Source organism: Paraburkholderia sp. BR14320, assembly GCF_040948665.1.
Lineage (GTDB): Bacteria > Pseudomonadota > Gammaproteobacteria > Burkholderiales > Burkholderiaceae > Paraburkholderia > Paraburkholderia youngii.
On sequence record NZ_JBFPKG010000004.1, the window covers coordinates 47,944 to 65,089 of the forward strand.

A 17,146-nucleotide genomic window follows, 5' to 3' on the forward strand; every position below is an offset into this window, starting at 1 on the left:
CGATGGCCCGCTCCGCGGCCGCCCGCCCGTACCGCTAGAATGCAGCGGGTTAATGTCACCTTTCCGCTCATCATGCATTCGCACGAACTCGTACGGCAACTGGACGTCATCGAGCGCGACCAGTGGAGCGCGCATCTGCCCGCGCATGTCATCGAACAATTGCCGGCGCACGGCATCACGGTGTTCGCCGTTACCGACGACGCCTCCGACACCGCAGCATTCAGCGCGCGCTATGGCTTCGGCCTCGAAGACTGCGCGAACACGATCGTGATCCGCTACAAGAAAGACGGTGGCGAGCACTACGCGGCGCTGGTGTCGCTCGGCTCGCGGCGGCTCGACATCAACGGCGCGGTGAAGGCCGCGCTCGGCGCACAGCGGCTGTCGTTCGCGAAGCGCGAGGCCGCGGTCGAGCATAGCCGGATGGAGTTCGGCGGCATTACCGCCTTTGGTCTGCCGGCCGACTGGCGCGTGTTGGTCGACGCCGCGGTGATGGACCGTGCGCAGATCGTGATGGGCGCCGGCGTGCGCGCGGCCAAGCTGCTGATGTCGCCCGACGTGCTGCGGCAATGGCCGCGCTGCGAGGTGGCGGCGCTGACGCTGCCGGCGGACTGAAGCCCGCAACCTTGAAGCAGCACTGAAGTTTTCCGCCGTCGCGCCGTTAATCCCGACAACGACATGAAACGTTTGCGGCTGTCCGCTCGCGCCGACAACCGCGAACCACGACAAGGGATACGGAAGATGGAACGGTTTCGCCTGAAGGTGCGGCTGTGGCTCGCGCTCGCGGTGATGTGCATGGGCATTCTGGCGATCGGCCTGTGGGGTGCATACAAGACGCGCGACACGATGATCGCCGATCGCGAGGACGAGCTGAAAAACGTGGTCAGCATCGCGTACAGCGTGCTCGATCGCTACAACGCGCTCGCCGCGGCCGGCACGATGCCGCTCGCCGACGCGCAGCGCGCCGCGATGGACGACCTGCGCGCAATGCGCTACGACGGTGCCGGCGGCTATCTCGTGCTCGAAGACAGCCGCGCGCGCGTGCTGATGCATGCCACGCGCGCCGACCTCGTCGGCAAGGACATGAGCACCGTCACCGATCCCGACGGCCGCCATGTGTTCAAGGAGGGTTCCGAGCAGACGCAGCGCGAAGGCGAGGCATTCGTCCATCTGATGTTCCCGAAGCCCGGCACCAACCAGCTCGCGCCGAAGAGCAACTACATGCGGCTTTACAAGCCGTGGGACTGGACCATCGTCACCGGCGTGTACACGGACGACATCGAGGCGGTGTTCTACCGCACCCTCGCGCAATACGTGATCGCGGCGCTGGTGCTTTGCGCGCTCGTGTCGCTGGTGATCGGCGTGATCGTGCGCAGTATTCTGCGTCAGCTTGGCGGCGAACCGGCGTACGCGGTGCAGATCGCGTCGCGAATCGCGGACGGCGACCTCGACGTGATCGTCGACACGAAGACCGGCGACAGTACCAGCCTGCTCGCGGCGATGAAACGGATGCAGCAGCGTCTCGCGCAGGCGATCGAGCAGATTCGCGGCGGCGCGACGCTGATTTCGTCGGTATCCAACGAGATCGCCGCGGGCAATTCGGATCTGTCGCGCCGGACCGAGCAGCAGGCGGCTGCGCTCGGCGAGACCGCGTCGAGCATGGAGCAGATCACCGCGACCGTGCGTCAGAACGCCGACAACGCGAAGCAGGCGAGCCAGCTCGCGCACAACGCGTCTGAGACCGCGGCGCGCGGCGGCGCGGTGGTCGGTCAGGTGATCGACACGATGCGCGGGATTTCACAGTCGTCGCACCGGATCGGCGACATCATCGGCGTGATCGAAGGGATTGCGTTTCAGACCAACATCCTCGCGTTGAACGCGGCCGTCGAGGCGGCGCGCGCGGGCGAGGAGGGCCGCGGTTTCGCGGTGGTCGCGGGCGAAGTGCGTACGCTCGCGCAACGCAGCGCGGCGGCCGCGAAGGAGATCAAGGCGCTGATCGAGGAATCGGCCGCGCAGATCGCGGGCGGTTCGGAACATGTCGGACTCGCGGGCGACACGATGCAGGAAGTCGTGCAGGCCGTACGTCGTGTCAACGACATCATGGGCGAGATCAGCGCGGCGTCGGTCGAGCAGACCTCGGGCATCGAGCAGGTCAACATCGCTGTCGCGAGCATGGATCAGACGACGCAGCAGAATGCGGCGCTCGTCGAGGAAGCGAGCGCGTCCGCCGATGTGCTGAAGACGCAGACCAGCCAATTGTCGGCGGCGATCTCGGTGTTCAAGTTGCCGGAGCAGCGCTAAAGCGCCAGGCCGCGTTGCCGACGCACGCGCGAGCATTCACCGCACGCCCGCTCGCAACGCGGTGCGTGTGTCACGCGAAGCCGATTCCCGCGCGGCTCAACAATTGGCGGTTGCGCTCCGACAGGTTCTGCATCCGCAACTCTTTGCCCGCGTTGCGATAGCGCTCGGCCAGCCCCTGCAACGCGGCGAGCGCCGAATGATCGGCGAGCAGGGGTGACTGCAATCGACAGTCACGCTCGCCGGGTCTCGCGCGGGATCGAACAGCTCGTGAAAGCGCGTCGTCGACGCGAAAAACAGCGTGCCGCGCGGCACGTAGGTCTTATGGCCCGCGCGATCCTCCGCGGGCGCGTGAATTTCGCGCGCATGCTGCCACGCGAAGTTGAGCGCGGCGATCACGATGCCGCACATCACCGCGATCGCGAGATCGGCAAATACGGTGATGACCGTGACCGCGACGATCACGAGCGCGTCGTTGCGCGGCACCTTGCCGAGCACGCGCAGCGAGCCCCATGCGAAGGTCTGCCGCGCGACCACAAACATCACGCCGACCAGCGCCGCGAGCGGAATCCGCTCGATCAGCGGCGACAGGAACAGGATGTACAGCAGCATCATCACGCCGCTGACGATTCCCGACAGCCGCGAACGTCCCCCCGAATTCAGGTTGATCATGGTCTGGCCGATCATCGCGCAACCGCCCATGCCGCCGAACAGTCCCGAGGCGATATTCGCCGCGCCGAGGGCGACGCATTCGCGATTCGGCTGACCGCGCGTTTCGGTGATTTCGTCGGTCAGGTTGAAGGTCAGCAGCGTTTCGAGCAGACCGACGATCGCAATCAGCACCGCGTACGGCAGGATGATGCGCAGCGTCTCGAGATCGAGCGGGCGTTGCTGCGAATGCCGGACAGCCAGGCGGGCCGACCGGAAGCGGGACTAGCGGTGATCATGTTTTACGAGGTGGCGCGCGAGCGCAATGCTGAGGCCTGCATGCGCTGCGCTGAACGGGCTTGGCAACGCGCGCGGCTGCGCGAAGGATACGTCCGCTGAACACGGACGGTTTGCGAAAGGCGTGGATTTTTCCGTAGCGCGATGAATGGCGCTGGCGAAGCGGGCGGAACGCGATGGTTTGAACGCGCGGCGCGGATCTGTCGTGCAGTCGCGCGGCGCGCTCGCACCACAAATCCGCAAGAGCGGAGGCTCCGCTCAGATACTCAGATAATCAGCCGGGACACCTTCGTGCCTTCGAGCGACACGCCGGCCATCAAACCGCCGTTGGTCAGCACGAAAGCCTGCACCGGGCTCGTTGCGGTCGAGGAATCCACCGCGCCGTTCGCGCCGACCTTCAGCACGGCGACGGTCGCATTCGCGCCGACCGCCCAACCCTGGCTGTGCATGAATTCGTCGAGCGCTTCCTGCGTCATGAACAGAAACACGAGCGCCTTCGACTGCGCGCCGATCTGCAAGCCGAACGAGCCCGCGACCGTGCTGAAGTAGCCGACCGTGCGGCCGCCGATGCGCATCGCCCCTTCACCATACTGCGCGCCGACCCAGAAGCCGGCCGAGATCACCGACGGAAACACCAGCACGCCGCGCGCTTTCGCAACGAGCTCGCGCGAACCGTCGACGTTTTCGTAGAGGCGCGCAAGCGTCGAGTCGACGCCCGCGTTGATCGTGTCGCGCTTGCCGGCATTGGCCGACGGGGATGCGTTCGAGGACGGCGAAGTCGTCGTGCAACCGGTGAGGCTCAGGCCCGCGACGGCCAATGCAGCGCTGCCGGTCATGATGAATTGTCGTCTGCGCATGACTGTTTTCCTTTGCGTTTCTCACGCATGTTGTACGTTATGGAAGAGTGCGGCGAATCGCCCGCCTTGCTTTGCTTTGTTCTCATTTGCGCACGAGAGGTTCCGTGCGCGCGGTGATTGTCGTTGAGCGGGCGTGCCGCGACGCGCGACGCACGCATCGCGAGCAGTCACAGCTGACATTAGCAGGGAGCGTGCCCAAGCGCCGCGCCGCCTTGCGCCAGGGCGGCGCGGCCACTTGCAGTTCGCGGTTTCGCGCTGCTCGCCGTTGCGCGTCGTCGCTACACGGTTGGGCGAATGTTCTGGTTGTGGCGGAACAGGTTGTGCGGATCGTAGCGGTTCTTCACGGCGACGAGCCGCTCATAGTTCGGCCCATAGGCATCCGCGATACGGCCGCTTTCTTCCTCCGTCATGAAGTTGACGTACACGCTGCCTAGCGCAAACGGGCGCGCCGCTTCGAAAAAGGCGCGCGCCCATGCGACGCAGCGCTCGTCGTCGCGCGCATCGTCCCAGCGGCCGTGCACGTTCATGCCGTATAGCGTGTTGCGGGCCGGGTAAGCGGTTGCGTCGACCGCCACGCGCTGCGTTTGCGCACCGATCAGCCCGAAGAAAATTTCGCATTGCGTGGACGGCAACGTGTCGATCGCGCGAAGCAGTGCGTCGATCAGACCATCGTCGATGGTGCCGAGGTTGTGCGACTTCCAGTAGTTGCGCGCGCCTGGCGTCAGCAGCGGATCGAAGGCCTGTTGCCAGATTTCGTAGGGCATCGGACCAAGATGTTCGCCGAGCGGCTTGCCGAAGCCGCGCACGGCTTCCACCGCGGCCGGGCCTTTGTCGACCGGGCCGTTGTAGCACATCGCGAACACCAGCACGGGTTTGCCGTGCACGTCGGGCGGCAGGAACGGCAGCGGCGGCGCGAGCCGCGCGACCGCCCAGACGGCCAGCTCGTCGGGCATTGCCGGCGCGGCATCGCGGTATTTGATCAGTGCTTCCTTCGCGTCGGCGAGCGGCAACACGACGAGGCCGCCATACACGAGCGGGCCGACCTCATGCAACGCGAACTCGAATAGCGTAACGACGCCGAAATTGCCGCCGCCGCCGCGAATCGCCCAGAACAGATCGTCGTGCGAAGTGGCGCTCACGTGGCGCAATTCACCGTCGGCGGTGACGATGTCGGCCGCGACGAGGTTGTCGATCGTCATGCCGTAGCGGCGGCTCAGCCAGCCGAAGCCGCCGCCGAGCGTCAGACCTGCGACGCCGGTCGTCGAGTTGATGCCGAGCGGTGTCGCGAGTCCGAATGCCTGCGCTTCGTGATCGAAATCATGCAGCGTCGCGCCGGGTTCGACATACGCGCGCCGCGCTTGCGGATCGATACGCACCGATTTCATCGTGGACAGATCGAGCATGAGGCCATCGTCGCACACAGCGCTGCCGCCGATGTTGTGGCCGCCGCCGCGAATGGCGAGCGGCAGGCCGTTGTCGCGCGCGAAGGCGACGCCGCTGCGCACGTCGGCAACACCCGCGCAGCGCAGGATCATCGCGGGCGTACGGTCGATCATCGCGTTCCAGATGCTGCGCGCCGTGTCGAAGCCCGGCGTGTCGGGCAGCAGAAGCTGGCCGCGCAGTGTGGATTTGAATTCGTCGACGGCGCTGCTGGAGATAGTAACCATGTTGTACCTCGTCGGAGAGGGGAGGGCGCTCGCAGAACTCTGCTCAGCAGACCAAACAAAATGCGGGCGGAGAATGAAAGCGGATTGAGAGGTTCGGCTGCGTGCAGTAAACGGGGCGGCGCGACGAAGTCAAACAAAGGTTTACCCGCGTATGGGGGCGATCCCGCGCAGTAGCTTGCGGGGACGGGCGTTTGCGGGCAGCGCAACCCGACGATACGCGACGCTGGCGCCGAAGATGGTGGGAATGCTCCGGAAAAAGCGTGCGCGCCAATGTGTTGGTTATCTGACGCGCTGGTGGTTGTGCCACGACACTTTGGATATCGCGTGGGTCGCGATGGTGTGTGGCTGAGGCGCACGTTCGGCGACTCTGCGAGGCAGCGCGCATCGCCACATCGCTTTTTGCGACGCGCACGCGTTATGCAACTACGCGTAATGTTTCGCGCGCGCATTTCCGTGATTTTTATGGTGTTGTCTATTGGATTTCTCTCATTCGGCTTTCCCAATTTTCATTCTTATGTGCGAATGGCCACATGAATAAAACGGATGACGTGTAAATGGTGTCGGAATTCATCCGATAAAACCGAATGTTAATTTTCTTTTTGTCGGTTAAATTGCATCGCGGGTGATAGTTTTAGCTTCCCGTCTGAAGAATCTGGATTAGCGGATTTGACGGACGCATCGTCGTTTCCCCCTGCCTGGAAAGCCGTCTCGCCAATATCGCATTGCGTGGTCTAACGCACGGTCGCGCGATTGCACTGCGAATAACTTCAACGTCCATCAAGCCTCGCTGTGCGGCTCTCACGATCACGTGCGCGCACGGCCAGCCCATTCTCTCGAAGCACGCCAAATCGGACCGGGGATTTTCCGTGAGAGAAGTATTTAGTGCGAGCGCATTTTAATTCGCATTAGGCGAAGTTGCGCAAAGGCTTTGACTTTCATTTTTTTGACGAGCCGAGATTCACTCGTTAATTGGACCGGTCGCTCAGGGGAAATAATTAGGAGGGTGAAATGAAAAAGCAAAACGGGGACGCGTGGATACTTGGCACGCGGCGGGCGGCGTTGGCGGTCGCGGTCAGTCTTTATGCGGCGATGGCGGGTGCGCAGACGAATTCGGGGAGCAACGCCGCGCCTGCAACCAATCCAGGAGTGATGGCGCTCGCCGAGGCGGGCGTGCAAGGCGGATGTCCGTCGGGCGGCGGGCCGGGCTGCACCTCGCACGGATTCGGGCAGCTCGGGGCGGGTGCCCTCGGCATCGCGGCGGCGGGGCTTGGCCCGACGTCGTCCACCGGCTCCTCGGCGGGCAACGGGACGTCGTCGACGGGCGCGGGCAGCAGTGGCGGAAATAGTTCGGCTAATTCCGGCACGGGCGGGGTGGGCTCGGGAGATACCGGCGGCAACAACGGTAATGGCGGTTCCGGCAACAACGGTAACGGAGGCGCTGGAAGCGGCGGTGATGGTTCGGGGAATGGCGGCACGGGCGGCGATGGCGGCAACAACGGTGGCGGTGATAGCGGTGGGGATGGTGGTGGGCATGGGCATGGCCACGGTGGTGATGGTGATGGCGACGGTGGTCATGAGCACGGCCATGGCGGCGATGGTGACGGCGATGGTGGTCATGGGCACGGCCATGGCGGCGATGGTGATGGCGACGGTGGTCATGGACATGGCCACGGTGGTGACGGCGATGGCGATGGCGGTCATGGCCACGGCCATGGCGGTGATGGTGATGGCGACGGTGGTCATGGTCACGGCCACGGCCATGGCGGTGATGGTGACGGCGACGGCGGTCATGGACATGGCCACGGTGGTGACGGCGATGGCGATGGCGGTCATGGACATGGCCACGGTGGTGACGGCGATGGCGATGGCGGTCATGGACATGGCCATGGTGGTGATGGTGATGGCGACGGCGGTCACGGACATGGCCACGGTGCTGACGGCGATGGCGATGGCGGTCATGGCCACGGCCATGGCGGTGATGGTGACGGCGACGGTGGTCATGGTCATGGCCACGGTGGTGACGGCGATGGCGATGGCGGTCATGGCCACGGCCATGGCGGTGATGGTGACGGCGAAAGCGGTCATGGCAACAGCCATGGTGGCGATAGTGACGGTGATGGCGGTCATGGTCATGGTCATGGCCACGGTGGCGATGGTGACGGCGATGGCGGTCATGGTCATGCCCACAGTGGCGACGGTGACGGCGATGGCGGTCATGGCCACGGCCACGGTGGCGACGGTGACGGCGATGGCGGTCATGGCCACGGCCACGGTGGCGATGGTGACGGCGACGGCGGTCATGCCCACGGCGGAGATGGGCATGCCGGCCACGGCGATGGCGGCCATGGCGACGGCGGCCATGGCGATGGCGGTCATGGCGAAAGCGGCCATGGCGACGGCGGCCACAGTAGCAGCGGTGGCGAAGGCAAAGGCGGTTCCGCCAACGGCGGCCATAGCGGTGGCAGCTCGGGCAACGGTGGACATGGCGGTGAAGGTGGCGGCCAGGGCAGCGGCGGTTCCGGACACGGTGGCCATGGCGGTGAAGGCGGCGGCCAGGGCGGTGGCGGCTCGGGCAACGGTGGCCGTGGTGGTGAAGGCGGCGGCCGGGGCAACGGAGGCTCCGGACACGGTGGCCATGGTGGCGAAGGCGGTGGCCAGGGTAACGGCGGCCCGGGCAACGGTGGCCATGGCGGTGAAGGCGGCGGCCAGGGCAACGGCGGCTCGGGACACGGCGGCCATGGTGGTGAAGGCGCCGGCCAGGGTAACGGCGGCTCGGGCAACGGTGGCCATGGCGGCGAAGGCGGCGGCCACGGCAACGGTGGTTTCGGACACGGCGGCCATGGCGGTGAAGGCGGCGGCCAAGGCAACGGCGGCCATGGTGGTGAAGGCGGCGGCCAAGGCAACGGCGGCCATGGCGGTGAAGGCGGCGGCCAGGGCAACGGCGGCTTCGGACACGGTGGCCATGGCGGCGAAGGCGGCGGCTACGGCAACGGTGGTTCCGGAAACGGCGGCCCTGGCGGCAACGGTGGAGGGGAAGGCAACGGCGGTGGCCGGGGCGGAAACGGCGGCGCCGGTGGTGGCCAAGGCGGCGGTGGTTTCGGCAACGGAGGTCGCGGAGGCCATGGCGGCAATGGCGGCGGCCAAGGCAACGGAGGCGGCTTCGGCAACGGCGGCTTCGGCAACGGTGGCCGCGGAGGCCACGGCGGCTACGGCGGCGGTGGCTCCGGCAACGGCGGCCACGGCGGCGGCAACCACTAGGCAGTGGCAACGGTCCCGCGAACCTCGCGGGGCTCCCTCCAGGAGAGGAGGCCGGCGCCGCCCGGCCTCCACACCGACCGCGCTCGAGCACCGCGGGAAGTTTGCAGCGAAAAAGCCAGCAAAAAACCACGCTAGCGAATCAGCAAACCAACCCGCAAACAAAAACGCAATCAGGCAACGAAGTGGACGGCCCCCGCCGACCACTCAACCCCTCAACTCGATCACCCTCTCCTGCACGACCAGAAAAACTCTCTCCCCCAAAACGCGCCCCGTCTCACGCGCGCCTCCAGTAAAGCTCCCGAACGCCGGCAGCACCCCCCGATCGATCCCGAAGCGAAAGCACGGCACGCGCACTGAATCGGTCCGCGTGGCGATCCGATAGACCGGATGCACATGGCCCGCGAGCACATACGCATGATCGACCGCATGCGGGTGATGACACAGCGCCCACGCCCCGAAATGCCACGGCTCGCGCACAGACTCGACATCCAGCGTAAGCGGTAACGCACCGGCATGCCGATCGTGATTGCCTTCGACCAGCACCACGCGCATCGACGCATGCCGCGCGCGCCACGCATGCAAAGCATCGAGCGTAAGTGTCGACAGCGACTCGCGCGCATGCAGCAGATCGCCGAGAAACACCAGCGTCGCCGGCTCAAACTCGGCGATCAGACGATCGATCCGCAGCAGATTCTCCGCAGTCGAACCAGTCGGCACCGGAATGCCACGCGCGCGAAACACCGCATCCTTGCCGAAATGCGCATCGGCGATAAAAAGCGCGCGCAGCACCGGATCGAAGCACGCGCGCAAGCTCGATAGCACGAGAGGCCGTCCGCCGACGTCGATCGCAAGTGAGTTCACCGTCATCGTTGCGCCGCCCTTTCGAGTTCGGCCAGCATTCGCTCGACGCGATCGGCGAGCTTCTCGGTGCTGACTTTTTCGCGCAGGCGTCCGACGATCAACGGAAACGCGAACGGCGTCGCCTTCCTGGGCCGCGTGAGCACGACGCGGCTCGCGTTCATTCGTTCGAGCGCAATACGAATGCGCCGCACGTCGAGTTCCTGTAGCAGTACTTCGGTATCGGCCTGGCCCAGTAGCAAATTGCCGCGATCGTGCTGACGAAAGATCTCGTAGAAAAGCCCGCTCGAGGCCTGCAATTGCCGCGCGCTTTTCTGCTGTCCGGGATGCGCCTGAAACACGAGGCCCGACACCCGCGCAATCTCGCGAAAGCGCCGCAACGAGAGTTCGGACGAATTGAGGCTCGCAAGAATGTCGTGATCGAGTTCGTCGGGTGAAAGCAGGCCATTGCGCAGGTGCGCGTCCCAATCGAACGCCTGCGCGCACAGCAATTCGAAACCGTAGTCGTTCATCGAAATCGAAAACGTGCCGGGCTCGTCGCGCGCGACCCGCCACGCGAGCAGAGCGCCAAGCCCGATATGCGCTGTGCGCCCGGCGAACGGATAGCAGAAGAAGTGATGACCCTCGCGCGATTTCAGCAGCTCGACGACCAGCACGCCCGGCTCGGGCAACGCCGACCACTTCTGCTGCAATTCGAGCAGCGGCCGAACCGCGCGCATTTCCGGCTCGTCGTAAATGCCGTCGGCGGCGCGCGCGAGCATCGTCAGTGTCGCATCGGCGAGTTCGGACGATAGCGGCATGCGGCTGCCGGCCCATTGCGGCATTGCCCCACGCGATGAACTCGCACGCCGCACCCACGCCGTCATATCCTGCACGCGGATCAGTTCCAGCGCGCGGCCGCCGAACGTGAATACATCGCCGGGTCTGAGCCGCGAGATGAACGATTCCTCGATCGCGCCAATGCGGCCGCCCGATAGATAAGCAACGTTCAACGTCCCATTCGCGACGATGGTGCCGATGTTGTTGCGATGCCGGCGTGCGAGATCGTCGCGCGGCACGCGGTACAGACCGTCGCTATCGCGCGCGACGCGATGGTAGTCGGGATACGCGCGCAGCGTCGCGCCGCCGCCTTCGACGAAACTCAGCGCCCAGTCGAACTCCTGCTGCGTCAGATCGCGATATGCATAGGTATGCAGAAGTTCATCGTACAGCTCGCGCGCGTCGAAGCCGCCGCCGATCGCGACGGTGACGAGATGCTGCACCAGCACGTCGAACGGCTTTTGCGGCGTATCGCGGCTTTCGATCTGCCGTTTGTCGACGGCTTCACGCGCGGCCGCCGCTTCGATCAAATCGAGCGCATGCGTCGGTACGATCGTCACCCGGGACGGCAAACCGGGTGCGTGTCCCGAGCGGCCCGCGCGCTGCATCAAACGCGCGACGCCTTTGGGCGAGCCGATCTGGAACACGCGCTCCACCGGCAGAAAATCGACGCCGAGATCGAGACTCGACGTACATACCACGACCTTTAGCAAGCCGTTCTTCAACCCGCGTTCGACCCACTCGCGTACCTGCTGATCGAGCGAGCCGTGATGCAGCGCGATCGCGCCGGCCCATTCGGGGCGCGCATCGAGCAGCGCCTGATACCACACCTCGCATTGCGAGCGCGTGTTCGTGAAGACGAGCGACGTGCGTGCTTCGTCGATCGCGCGCGCGACCGCATCGACCTGACGCATGCCCATATGACCGCCCCACGGAAAGCGCTCGATCGTGTCGGGAATGATCGTGTCGACGATCAGTGCTTTCGACAGCGCGCCGTGCACACTGACGCGCGGCGTCGCGACCGGCGCGAGCAGGACCTCGGTCGCGAACGACAGATTGCCGAGCGTCGCCGACAGCCCCCACACCTGCAAGCCGGGCCGCCAATGCGTGAGACGCGCGAGCGCGAGTTGCGTCTGTGTGCCGCGTTTGTTGCCGAGCAGTTCGTGCCACTCATCGACGATCACGAGCCGCACTCGAGACAGTACTTCGCGCGCATCGGCGCGCGTCAGGATCAGCGTCAGACTCTCGGGCGTCGTGACGAGCGCGGACGGCATGCGCCGGTTCTGCCGCTCGCGTTCGGCGGCCGACGTATCGCCGGTGCGCAGACCGACGCTCCAGGGTACCGCGAGTTCAGCCGCGGAGCCTTGCAACGCGCGGGCGGTGTCGGCCGCGAGCGCGCGCATCGGTGTGATCCAGAGCACCGTCAGCGGTTCGGGATGCTTGCGCTGTGTCGACGCGGCACTCGCGAACGCGGCTAGCGCGCCGAACCACACGGCCCAGGTTTTGCCGGCCCCGGTGCTTGCGTGCAGCACGCCGCTCGCGCCAGCGGCGATGTTGCGCCATACCTCGCGCTGAAACTCGAACGGCTGCCAACGGCGCGCGGCGAACCATGCGTCGAGTTTGTCCGCGAACGGGCGGCGCGCGTCCTCGGGTGAATACGAGGGGAACGGCAGCGGCTCGAAAGCGGGTTCGCGCGCATCGAGCCGCGCCTGTTGGGCGCGGCTGCGCGGAATCCGGCGCGGCCTTGGCGCGCGAACGCGCTCGTCGGCGGGCGGTGGCGCGGCGGTCGGGTCGTCGGCGGGGTGGTCGGAATGGGCCGGCTCGGTCATTGGAAGCGCTCTCAACGGTGCGGCGGATTCGCGTGCCGGCGATTCGCGCCGGACGTTCATGTGGACCGCGGGCTCGCGCGGCGGTTCAGCGAGGTTCGTGACAGGCGCGCAACGACCCACGGCATCCGGCAGTATCTGGGAGCCTCGGCCGACACCCGATCCGTTACAATCAAACGGACTACCCCACTGGAGATTTGCTTTGAAATCACTCGTTGCTTTGCTGGCCGCAGCCGTTCTGTCCTCGACCGCGATGGCTGCCGCGCCGACCACGGAGAAGCTGCCGTCCGGCGTCATCGTCGAACATCTGACGCAAGGCACGGGCCCGCAACCGTCCGCGACCGACGTGGTAAAAGTCAACTACCGCGGCACGCTGCCCAACGGCACTGAATTCGATAGCTCGGCCAAGCATGGCGGCCCGGCCACGTTCCCGCTCAATCGCGTGATTCCGTGCTGGACGCAAGGCGTGCAGAAGATGAAAGTCGGCGGCAAGGCGCGACTCACGTGCCCGGCGGCGACCGCATATGGCGATCGCGGCGTCGGCCCGATTCCGCCGAATACCGATCTGACCTTCGAAGTCGAACTGGTCGACATCGTCAAGTAAAGCGCGCGAGCGGCGCTAAACATGCACTGCCACCGAGCCTCGCTGCGCTAATCGCAGCGAGGCTTTTTTATGGGCGCCGAATGGCCCGCCAAGGGGACTCACGATGAAACGTGACAAAGGTACCGTACAGGTGGCCAGTATTGGTTTTACCGGCAAGAGCGCCCAGAAGTTCTTCGGGTTGTTGAAGGATGCCCAGGTGCGCACGGTGCTCGACGTTCGCCTCAACAACACGTCGCAATTGGCGGGTTTTGCGAAAAAGCAGGATCTGCCGTTCTTTCTCGAGCAGTTGTGCAATGCGGCGTACGTGGAAATTCCGGAGTTGGCTCCCGAGCCGGAACTGCTCAAACGCTATCAGGGCAAGCAGTTGAGCTGGGAGAACTTTCGCGAGGAATATCTCGACCTCATCGCGCGCCGCCGTGTGGAAAGCAATCTGGATATCGCGCTATTTGAATCGGGCTGCCTGCTTTGCAGTGAACATTTACCACATCATTGTCACCGGATGTTCGCGCTCGAGTATCTGAACCAGCACTGGAACAATCGTCTTTCCGTTACACATTTGACCTGACCGGCGCCGGTCGGGCCGGGTTACGTTTTCGGCCTCGTGGCCCGGCGGCTTGCTGTGCCGGCAGGTTGCATTTCGCTGGCGCCGCCGGCGTTTTCCTTCAGTAGCCCGAATAGTAGCCTGGCGCGAAACGTGGAAAAACACGCCCAATACGCATGTTATTTCAAGGCGAGTGCCGCTCGCTCGTCTACTATCTACTCACGCGCAGCTCCCTGTATTCGTCTCGCCCTATCGCCGGCCACAGACCGGCCGTGATTATGCGCGCCAGGAGCGCCTGCCATGAATATCGACTTCCATTACGGCGTGGTCTACATCGCCGCGCGCGTCGGCGGCATGACGGCCGGCGATGCGCAAACCGTCGCGCATGCCTGCCAATACGTCGACGACGCAACGACGAGCGGAATACTTCGGTTCAGGGGCGGCGAGACATTCGAGCGATTCGCGACCGCGCACAGGTTATTCGATTACGCCAATACCGAGAACGACCAGAATCGGCTCGTATGGGCGCCGTTCCATTTTCTGCCGGCCGGGGTGGGTGACAGTCTCGAGGAAAAGGCGGTTTGCCGGCCCGACAGTGAAGTCGCGCGCGAAGTCGTGCGGCGCGCTATCAGGCAGCGCGAATCGGAGACCGCGTTGCACCGGCTCGGCGTGACGCTTCATACGTATGTCGATACCTGGGCGCACCAGGGATTCGCGGGCATCGAAAGCCCGTGGAATCGCGTACATCTTCTCGAAGCGCAGGATTGCACGCGCAAAGGTTGGCTCGCGAGCCTCGAACTGGCGGTCGCGCATCTGATCGAGCGCGTCGAGACGGACGTTCTGACGATCGCGTTACCGGTCGGCCACGGCGCCGCGTTGCATTATCCCGACCAGCCGTGGGCACGCTGGCATTACATCGACGGCTGCAATCACTTCATCTCACGACATAATTTGCCGGATTTCGTGCAAGCGGCGGATATGAGTTGTCGTGTCGTGCGAGCTTATCTGGCCGGACGCGAAGACTTCGAAAACCAGCCCGGCATGCCGGACGACGTCAAAGACGTACTGACCCGACTGCTCGATACGAACCGCGAACCCGACGACAACCTGCGTTTGAGAACCGTTTGCGAATGGGTAAGTGCCGGCCGTATTCCGGGTTTGAAAGAACCCGTGCCCGGCTATATCGCCAAAGGACAGGGTTCGTGGAAGTACCAGGCCACCGGTTTGTTGTGTGATGACGACACCGGGGACAGACCGGAGTGGACGACCGCGTTCGAAAAGAGCGACTACCGCCTCTTTCACGACGCGGTCAAACAGCATCGTTTCGTGACCACCCAGGAGATCTTGCCCGCGCGCGGATTGCGCATTGCCTGAGTGAATGGAGAGGGGCGTCAGTTACTGCATTCTGGCTGGCTGATGTGGCGCGGCCTGAGCCGCCGCCTGCTGTTCTTCGGCGTGTTTTTTGGCCACATGCCGTCCGACGATACAGCCGCCGACCGCGCCAACCACCGCATGATGTCCCGCATAGTGCCCGGCGACGCCGCCCACTACCGCTCCTTTCAGGCAACCGGCCGCGTTCGCGGTGCCTGCCATTGCGAACGAAACTGCCAGTGCCCCGAGGGTGGTCCGAATAAGGTCAGCTTTCATTGTAAGTACCATCGTGTTTGAGTGGATCGAAGTTAGGGTGGCCCAACGTCTTTTTCAATAGCTGCCGCGAGCATGGCGGCTGACAAAAGACTCTCTATTGGCTCTGCATCCGAGGCTGGGCACGGTTATGAAGTGTAAATGGACCTGGACAGAGCAGGAGCAACAGGTGCTGCAAGATCGGTAACGGTAAGTTACCGGAGCAGCGGTTTTGCACGTATCGTCAGTGGCGTTTCGCACACGCTTGAATCGGTTCGCTATAGCAGTTCACCAAAAAAAAGACCGTTTTCAAATAAAAAGTGGGCTACTCTCCTTTGAATATCCAAATGCCGGGCTATAGTAGAAGCGACTAAAGCCAGAAAGCATGACGGCGCGCTATTTGCCGTCGATGCGGATGACGGGGAACACAAATGACGCCATCGAATGCAGCGATCTATCAGACCAGGACTTGCACACCGGAGTCGTTGCGTACGCTCGCGAGCTTTCTCGAATTGGCGCTCGACGAGGGAAAAAGCGTGGTCGTCATGCGGATCGGCAAGCAGGCGCGCAACGTTTATGTCGGAAATCCATCGGGTGCATTGGAGGATTTAACGGATTCCGGTGTCGTCGATGCTTTCCAGGCAGATGAAATGCTGCTACTGACCCGCCTGGGCCTGAACCGGATAACGGCGGACGGTCAACACTACCGCTTTATACGGAGCGTGAGGTACATTGCCGATCGCCAGGTCGTCGTTTTTACACCTATCTGAGTGATGGAACCGAAATGAAAAAGAGAGGAATCAAGAAGGAAGGAAAGGGAAGAAAGCTTCGATGACCCGGTAGAAAAACTGAAAGCTTTTGTTATTTGAACGCTGCATCGGCGCTCGTATCGATGTATTGAAGCTCAGGATAGGTCAATAGACTGCCTTTCTTCGGTCATTCATGGCATAGTTCGACGATTACCACATAAGGAGCAATCAAATGCCTTCGTTAGAGCAAATCCAAGCAAAGCTTAAGAAGCTCCAGGCGCAAGCTGACGTTCTCATTGCCAGAAAAGCACAGGCCGCGGTCGATCAGATTCGCGAGTTGATGCTCAAGCACGGTCTAACGACTGCCGATATCGAAGCACAGGCAAAGGCACGACGCTCCGCGCGAGGTCTGAATGGCAATACGGGTACGGGCCGGGGAAGACCTGCTGGCGTGAGCAAAGCCGCCAAGTCGGCCACGCCGGCGAAGTACCGCGACCATAAAACCGGCGCGACCTGGACGGGTCACGGCCGCGCGCCTGGCTGGATCGCCGGCGCGAAGGACCGCACGGTGTTCCTGATCGATGCTGCGAGCGCAAGCAAAGCCGCGGCTACTCCCGCCGCGAAGCGCGGCAAAGGTCAGCCGAAAGGCGCCCAGCCGCCGAAGTACCTGGATCCGAAAACCGGCGCGACCTGGAGCGGACGCGGTCCGGCGCCGGCATGGCTTGCCTCAGTTAAGGATCGCAGCAAATTCCTGATCGATGGGGCGAGCGCGGCTGCCGCTCCGAAAACAGCGAAAACGGCGGCAAAGAGCGGCCAGGCGAAAGCGACCGCAAGCGCGGTAGGCAAGAAGGCCACGGCGAAAAAAGCAGTGGCGAAAGAAGCAACGCGCAAGACGGCCGTGAAAAAGACCGCAGCCAAAAAGGCAACGCCGGCAAGCCGGAAAGCCGCGGTGAAGAAAACCGCTGGCCGTAAAAGCGCTGTGAAGATGGCAAGAAAAGCACCGGCCCGCAAGGCTGCCGCAAAGAGCACGGCCGCGCCCGTCGCGCCGGCGGCTCCGCAAACGCCCGAGACGCAAGCAGGCGCGTAATAGCCGCGGAGCCGTGA

General features: G+C 64.0%; 13 protein-coding genes and 1 pseudogene. 7 read left to right on the forward strand and 7 right to left on the reverse strand.

Translation table 11 applies throughout. The features are described 5' to 3' along the window. The first annotated feature begins 72 nt into the window (after positions 1–72). Together AB3X89_RS05730 and AB3X89_RS05735 are read left to right on the forward strand one after the other, a co-directional pair. Positions 73–612 carry a YbaK/EbsC family protein gene (locus AB3X89_RS05730; protein ID WP_368582274.1) on the forward strand — a complete coding sequence of 180 codons (540 nt, stop codon included), beginning with the start codon at positions 73–75 and terminating at the stop codon, positions 610–612. A 126-nt stretch (positions 613–738) separates the two neighbouring features. Then, positions 739–2,298 carry a methyl-accepting chemotaxis protein gene (locus tag AB3X89_RS05735; RefSeq protein ID WP_368582275.1) on the forward strand — a complete coding sequence of 520 codons (1,560 nt, stop codon included), beginning with the start codon at positions 739–741 and terminating at the stop codon, positions 2,296–2,298. 70 nt (positions 2,299–2,368) lie between these two features. Here AB3X89_RS05735 and AB3X89_RS05740 read toward each other — a convergent pair. The 6 genes and pseudogenes from AB3X89_RS05740 to AB3X89_RS05765 form a co-directional block, all read right to left on the reverse strand. Beyond that, positions 2,369–3,180 (reverse strand): annotated as a pseudogene (locus AB3X89_RS05740) (SulP family inorganic anion transporter); the annotation flags it as partial. Positions 3,181–3,506: 326 nt separating this feature from the next. Then, a complete protein-coding gene (locus tag AB3X89_RS05745; RefSeq protein WP_176106616.1) occupies positions 3,507–4,097 on the reverse strand; it encodes a YSC84-related protein in 591 nt (196 codons plus the stop codon). A gap of 278 nt (positions 4,098–4,375) precedes the next feature. Then, positions 4,376–5,764: an FAD-binding oxidoreductase gene (locus AB3X89_RS05750; RefSeq protein WP_368582276.1), complete on the reverse strand. Its 1,389-nt coding sequence runs from the start codon at positions 5,762–5,764 to the stop codon at positions 4,376–4,378. An 879-nt stretch (positions 5,765–6,643) separates the two neighbouring features. Beyond that, the gene (locus AB3X89_RS05755) at positions 6,644–9,004 is read right to left on the reverse strand and encodes a hypothetical protein (protein ID WP_368582277.1); all 2,361 of its coding nucleotides are present in this window, start codon (positions 9,002–9,004) and stop codon (positions 6,644–6,646) included. 222 nt (positions 9,005–9,226) lie between these two features. Further along, positions 9,227–9,889, reverse strand: coding sequence for a ligase-associated DNA damage response endonuclease PdeM (gene pdeM / locus AB3X89_RS05760; protein ID WP_368582278.1), 663 nt, complete (start codon positions 9,887–9,889; stop codon positions 9,227–9,229). Further along, complete coding sequence (locus AB3X89_RS05765) at positions 9,886–12,528, reverse strand: ligase-associated DNA damage response DEXH box helicase (protein WP_368582279.1); 2,643 nt, start codon at positions 12,526–12,528, stop codon at positions 9,886–9,888. Before AB3X89_RS05765 ends, pdeM begins: the two co-directional genes overlap by 4 nt. A gap of 199 nt (positions 12,529–12,727) precedes the next feature. Here AB3X89_RS05765 and AB3X89_RS05770 point away from each other — a divergent pair, with 199 nt between their 5' ends. The 3 genes from AB3X89_RS05770 to AB3X89_RS05780 all read left to right on the forward strand — a co-directional run bounded on the left by AB3X89_RS05770 (position 12,728) and on the right by AB3X89_RS05780 (position 15,044). Next, complete coding sequence (locus AB3X89_RS05770) at positions 12,728–13,129, forward strand: FKBP-type peptidyl-prolyl cis-trans isomerase (RefSeq protein WP_013092241.1); 402 nt, start codon at positions 12,728–12,730, stop codon at positions 13,127–13,129. Between the two features lie 103 nt (positions 13,130–13,232). Next, positions 13,233–13,694 (forward strand): DUF488 family protein, encoded by a 462-nt coding sequence (locus AB3X89_RS05775; protein ID WP_368582280.1) that lies wholly within the window; start codon positions 13,233–13,235, stop codon positions 13,692–13,694. A gap of 276 nt (positions 13,695–13,970) precedes the next feature. Continuing rightward, positions 13,971–15,044: a DUF6765 family protein gene (locus tag AB3X89_RS05780; protein ID WP_368582281.1), complete on the forward strand. Its 1,074-nt coding sequence runs from the start codon at positions 13,971–13,973 to the stop codon at positions 15,042–15,044. A gap of 21 nt (positions 15,045–15,065) precedes the next feature. Here AB3X89_RS05780 and AB3X89_RS05785 read toward each other — a convergent pair whose 3' ends face one another. Then, complete coding sequence (locus AB3X89_RS05785; protein ID WP_368582282.1) at positions 15,066–15,317, reverse strand: hypothetical protein; 252 nt, start codon at positions 15,315–15,317, stop codon at positions 15,066–15,068. 407 nt (positions 15,318–15,724) lie between these two features. Between AB3X89_RS05785 and AB3X89_RS05790 the strand changes: the two genes are divergently transcribed. Further along, a complete protein-coding gene (locus AB3X89_RS05790; RefSeq protein WP_368582283.1) occupies positions 15,725–16,063 on the forward strand; it encodes a hypothetical protein in 339 nt (112 codons plus the stop codon). Between the two features lie 211 nt (positions 16,064–16,274). Further along, on the forward strand, positions 16,275–17,129 hold the full coding sequence (locus tag AB3X89_RS05795; RefSeq protein ID WP_368582284.1) for an H-NS family nucleoid-associated regulatory protein: 855 nt from the start codon (positions 16,275–16,277) through the stop codon (positions 17,127–17,129). The last annotated feature ends 17 nt before the right edge of the window (positions 17,130–17,146 follow it).

Excerpts from the sequence above, each read along its gene's own strand:
- AB3X89_RS05735 (WP_368582275.1), top strand. The coding sequence starts at position 739 with ATGGAACGGTTTCGCCTGAAGGTGCGGCTGTGGCTCGCGCTCGCGGTG.
- AB3X89_RS05730 (WP_368582274.1), top strand. The coding sequence starts at position 73 with ATGCATTCGCACGAACTCGTACGGCAACTGGACGTCATCGAGCGCGAC.
- AB3X89_RS05745 (WP_176106616.1), bottom strand. The coding sequence starts at position 4,097 with ATGCGCAGACGACAATTCATCATGACCGGCAGCGCTGCATTGGCCGTC.
- AB3X89_RS05785 (WP_368582282.1), bottom strand. The coding sequence starts at position 15,317 with ATGAAAGCTGACCTTATTCGGACCACCCTCGGGGCACTGGCAGTTTCG.
- AB3X89_RS05765 (WP_368582279.1), bottom strand. The coding sequence starts at position 12,528 with ATGACCGAGCCGGCCCATTCCGACCACCCCGCCGACGACCCGACCGCC.
- AB3X89_RS05795 (WP_368582284.1), top strand. The coding sequence starts at position 16,275 with ATGCCTTCGTTAGAGCAAATCCAAGCAAAGCTTAAGAAGCTCCAGGCG.
- AB3X89_RS05750 (WP_368582276.1), bottom strand. The coding sequence starts at position 5,764 with ATGGTTACTATCTCCAGCAGCGCCGTCGACGAATTCAAATCCACACTG.
- AB3X89_RS05775 (WP_368582280.1), top strand. The coding sequence starts at position 13,233 with ATGAAACGTGACAAAGGTACCGTACAGGTGGCCAGTATTGGTTTTACC.
- pdeM (WP_368582278.1), bottom strand. The coding sequence starts at position 9,889 with ATGACGGTGAACTCACTTGCGATCGACGTCGGCGGACGGCCTCTCGTG.
- AB3X89_RS05780 (WP_368582281.1), top strand. The coding sequence starts at position 13,971 with ATGAATATCGACTTCCATTACGGCGTGGTCTACATCGCCGCGCGCGTC.
- AB3X89_RS05790 (WP_368582283.1), top strand. The coding sequence starts at position 15,725 with ATGACGCCATCGAATGCAGCGATCTATCAGACCAGGACTTGCACACCG.